The sequence below is a fragment of the Ochrobactrum sp. CGA5 genome, from assembly GCF_006345815.1.
In the GTDB taxonomy this organism is placed as follows: domain Bacteria; phylum Pseudomonadota; class Alphaproteobacteria; order Rhizobiales; family Rhizobiaceae; genus Brucella.
Window position 1 is genome coordinate 1 of the sequence record NZ_VCIG01000051.1, and the last position, 293, is coordinate 293.

Here is a 293-nt window from a genome sequence, read left to right on the forward strand (position 1 = left end):
TTCTCGATCTCGGGCCGTGGTACGGTTGTTACCGGTCGCGTTGAGCGCGGTATCGTGAAGGTTGGTGAAGAAGTTGAAATCGTCGGCATCAAGGCGACGACGAAGACGACGGTTACCGGCGTTGAAATGTTCCGTAAGCTGCTCGATCAGGGCCAGGCTGGCGACAACATCGGCGCTCTGATCCGCGGCGTTGGCCGTGAAGACGTTGAACGCGGCCAGGTTCTCTGCAAGCCGGGTTCAGTGAAGCCGCACACGAAGTTCAAGGCAGAAGCTTACATTCTGACCAAGGACGA

Annotated in this window: 1 protein-coding gene; it reads left to right on the forward strand. The window is 57.7% G+C overall.

The annotated features are described in order from the left end of the window. Positions 1–293: EF-Tu/IF-2/RF-3 family GTPase (locus FJQ48_RS22230; RefSeq protein WP_247870439.1), on the forward strand; the 293-nt coding region annotated here is incomplete at both ends.